3 protein-coding genes are annotated in these 3,397 nt (G+C 53.7%); 1 reads left to right on the top strand and 2 read right to left on the bottom strand.

What is annotated here, in order from left to right:
- Both AQR02_RS34700 and mobA read right to left on the bottom strand, forming a co-directional pair.
- Positions 1–1,150 (bottom strand): ABC transporter ATP-binding protein (locus AQR02_RS34700; protein ID WP_245237647.1); only part of this gene is annotated, 1,150 nt, incomplete at its 3' end.
- A 114-nt stretch (positions 1,151–1,264) separates the two neighbouring features.
- A complete protein-coding gene (gene mobA / locus AQR02_RS20635; RefSeq protein WP_082451996.1) occupies positions 1,265–1,915 on the bottom strand; it encodes a molybdenum cofactor guanylyltransferase in 651 nt (216 codons plus the stop codon).
- Positions 1,916–2,200: 285 nt separating this feature from the next.
- On the opposite strand from mobA, the gene AQR02_RS20640 reads away from it, so the two are divergent.
- Positions 2,201–3,397: MFS transporter (locus tag AQR02_RS20640; RefSeq protein WP_342447488.1), on the top strand; the 1,197-nt coding region annotated here is incomplete at its 3' end.

A 3,397-nucleotide genomic window follows, 5' to 3' on the forward strand; every position in this document is an offset into this window, starting at 1 on the left:
TTTTCCGTCCGCCGCTCGGGCCGACAATCGCTGTAACCTGGCCAGGCTGCATCGTAAAGCTGACCTTATTCAGCACCTGCTCTCCCGACTTATATCCAAAGCTTAGGTCTTCTACAATAATAGGAGCTTCCACCTGAGCAGCTTCCTCTGCCCCTTCGTATACCTCCTCTTCCACTGTCAGCGTTTCAATGATCCGTTCCGAAGCGCCTTTGGCCTTCTGGATTTGGGTAAAGAACTGGGTCAGCTGGGTCAGCGGCATTACAATCTGGATCAGATACAAGATAAAAGCGACCAGTTCCCCTGCGGTCAAGGCACCCGAAGATACCTGCATCCCTCCGTAGCCGATAATCACCACCAGCAGCATCATGAACACGAAGGAGACGAGCGGACTGATCATCGCGCTGATTTTTCCCTCCCGGATGCCAAAAGAGAGCAGATTCATAATTCCGGTCCGTCCCGCCTCATATTCCCGCTGTTCCGCCCCGGAGGATTTCACCAGCCGGATTTCCGAGAGTACCCCGCTAAGCGTAGCGGTAAAAGAAGCCGTTTCATCCTGCGTTCCTTTAGAAATCTTATACATCTGCCGGCCCAGCGGGACAAGAATAAGTGCGGATAACGGAAGCACCGTGAACAGCACCAGCGTCATTTTCCAGTTCAGGTACAGCAGCACGGAAATCGAGCCGACAATCGAAATGACGCCGGTGAACAGACTGGCCAGATGCTCTGAGATGAGGGTTTTGAGAATCCCGGTATCATTCGTCATCCGGCTGACGCTTTCGCCGGTGCGGTTATCGTTGAAATAGGACACCGGCAGGACGAGGAACTTGCGCCATAGCCGGTCGCGCAGCGCAGCTACGGTCTTCTGCCCCACATAGTTCAGCAAATAGATCGAGACACCCCCGGCAATCGTCTGGGCGATAAAAGCACCAGCTATTCCGGCAATCTGCAGCTTGCTGATCGACGAAATGGAGAAGCCGTCAACCAGATTCTTAGTGAACATAGGGATGACAAGGCCAACCAGGGTTGAGATCATACTGAGCAGCACAGCGAGCGTGAGCAGGCCGTAGGAAGGTTTCGTCTGATGCAGCAGCTTCAGGAACGGCTTCATCGCCGCACCCTGCCGTTTCTGCGGGGATTTAGTGTTCTCCATCGGAATTCCTCTTTTCTGGCGGATTAATCTTTGGGAGCTATATTCACGTTTCTCCGCCTGGCCACTATAATAAGCTTGCAATTTAAACTGAAGTTAAACGGATATCCGAAAATACTACCCGTTTGCGGGACGATGCGCCAGCAAGGCAGCAGCGGCATAATCCTCCGGTGTGTTCATATTGTACAAAGGGGAAGGAGCCGGCGGGAATGACGAAAAGCCGGATTCCGGCACATAGAGAACATCCAGCGTCTCAAGAAAGTCCATCACCTTGAAATTTCCGGCGCTAAGTGCGGCTTTGAGTGCCGGAAGCGCCCGCTTATGGTACAGTCCGAGCAGGGGCTGTACCCGGCCTTGGCAGGATACAGCAACAGCAGCATCCGCCCCATGGCCGCCCGCTGTTGCGCTGCCCTGCGAATAAGCCTGTGCATGATAGCGGAGTATATACTGCAGGAACTCCGCAGAAGCAAACGGCAGATCACAAGCCGCGACCAGATTCCATTCATTCTGAGAATGGGTAAGCGCTGCATGCAGTCCGGCCAGGGGGCCGCAGCCCTGATATTCATCTGCAATCTGCGGCAATCCGAGGAAGCTGTACTCCCGCCGCTCCCGTGGGCCGCAGGCAATGACCGTGCTGCCGGCCAGACTTGAAAGCTCGTCTGCCAGCCTGGCAATCACGGGTCTTCCATCAAGCTCAAGCAGCGCTTTGTCACGGCCCATCCGCCTCGAGGCCCCTCCTGTCAAAAGAATTCCCGTATACTGTGGCATCCTGTCCTCCTGCTGGAATTTTGTATATTCTAAAACGGTCCAATCTTTAGCAATCCCATCTAGGGTTATCGTATCAGACTTTGGTGTATGAAAACAGATCGTAGTCTAATGCCTCTTTCCAGCGGACATCAAAGGCTGCAGGGAGCTGTAATTAGACGATTAGACTCCCTGGCAGAAAAGCGTCCAAAAACTTGGTTTGTATCCCTTTTCAACAAATGTTACAGTGATAGAAGCGGCCTATTCTATGGTGCTGCTAATAAATGTAAGGCATCTGGCGGGAAAGGAGTGCCAAATTTGCGGGAGAATTTTAATAAGCAGCAATCGTTCACCTCTCTGAAATGGTTTAACTTCTTTGTGTACGGGACTGTTGTGCTCTTTACCAGCTTCTTTCCGCTCTACCTGCAGGATGTCGGAATGAACAAGGTTGAGATCGGAAGCCTGATGTCCGTAGGCGCGCTGGTTTCCATTGTGGCCAACCCGTTCTGGGGCATTTGGAGTGACAAGTATCAGAATATCCGGCGGATCGTCCTTGTCATGCTGACAGGAACCCTGGTCTTATCGCAGCTTGTGTTTCAGGCGCATACATATGAGATGATTTATATCTCCATTCTTTTCTTTTACTTCTTTCAGGGCCCGCTGTTCGCCCAGAGCAACACGATGATTCTCAGCTATATCGAAGGCACCAATCACCGTTTCAGCTCCTTCCGGCTGTGGGGATCGCTCGGCTGGGCGCTGACCGCGATTCTGGCCGGCCCGGTGATCGAATGGGCAGGTGTTTCCGTGCTGTCCTATCTGTTCGCGGCACTGCTCTGTTTGGCGATGCTCGCACTGGTTGCGCTGCCGAGGCTGAACCACTCGATCGGGATTGCCCCGCTGCCGTTCAAGGGCTTCCGGCAAATTTTTTATAATCCGTTCTTTCTGTGCTTTATCTTCTTCGGCATCCTGGTGTCCATCCCCAATACGATGAACAACACCTTTGTGTCGCTGTACATCACGGAGCTTGGCGGAAGCAAAACCATGATCGGACTTGCCGTATTCCTCTCCGCCATACTTGAAGTAGGAGTACTCGTGCTGTGCGACCGCTTCCTGAAACGCCAAATTTCTGTGCTGCTCGGCTTGCTGGCCGCGGTAAGCGCCTTGTTCCTTGTACGCTGGTGGCTGATGGCCGGATCGACAACGCCGCTTCAGGTAGCCATGATCCAGATTCTGCACTGCATTACCTTCGGCGGATTCTTCTATGTCGGCACACAGCTCACGATGCTGCTCGTCCCGAGGCCGTACCGTTCTTCGGGACAGGCCCTTTACACCCTGACCTGGAGCGGAATTTCCGGCATTCTTGGCGGCGTGCTGGGCGGATGGCTGTACCAGAACCTCGGGGCGCAAAGCATGTATCAGTCCGGTGTATTCCTTACCTTCATCGGAACACTCGGCTTCGGCATAATGGGCCTGTTCGTCAGCCGCGGCGGCTACCGGCCTCCGGCA

The organism is Paenibacillus ihuae (assembly GCF_001368795.1).
Taxonomy (GTDB): Bacteria; Bacillota; Bacilli; order Paenibacillales; family Paenibacillaceae; genus Paenibacillus_AQ; species Paenibacillus_AQ ihuae.